The organism is Flammeovirga aprica JL-4 (assembly GCF_012844305.1).
Lineage (GTDB): Bacteria > Bacteroidota > Bacteroidia > Cytophagales > Flammeovirgaceae > Flammeovirga > Flammeovirga aprica.
Map to the genome: position 1 here is coordinate 1 of NZ_JABANE010000453.1, position 509 is coordinate 509.

The following is a 509-nucleotide window of genomic DNA, read 5'->3' on the forward strand; positions in this document are numbered from 1 at the left end:
AGCTGCGCCGCTGGCTGCGTCAGCTGCATGAAGAGCTGAAATTCACCAGCGTGTTCGTCACCCACGATCAGGAAGAGGCGATGGAAGTTGCCGACCGGGTGGTGGTCATGAGCCAGGGCAACATCGAACAGGCCGATGCCCCGGAGCGCGTATGGCGTGAGCCGTCTACCCGTTTCGTGCTGGAGTTTATGGGGGAAGTGAACCGCCTGCAGGGGGTCATCCGCGGTGGACAGTTCCACGTCGGCGCCCACCGCTGGCCGTTAGGCTATACCCCGGCATACCAGGGGCCAGTGGACCTGTTCCTGCGCCCGTGGGAAGTGGACATCAGCCGGCGGACCAGCCTGGATTCGCCGCTGCCGGTGCAGGTCCTGGAGGCCAGTCCGAAAGGGCACTACACCCAATTAGTCGTCCAGCCTCTGGGGTGGTATGACGAACCGCTGAGCGTGGTGTTAACGGGCGACGAGGCGCCGTCCCGCGGCGAACGGCTGTTCGTCGGGCTGCAAAACGCG

At 64.6% G+C, this 509-nt stretch carries 1 pseudogene; it reads left to right on the forward strand.

Features of this window, described 5'->3' with window-relative positions:
* A pseudogene (locus tag HHU12_RS34905) lies at window positions 1-509 on the forward strand (TOBE-like domain-containing protein); the annotation flags it as partial.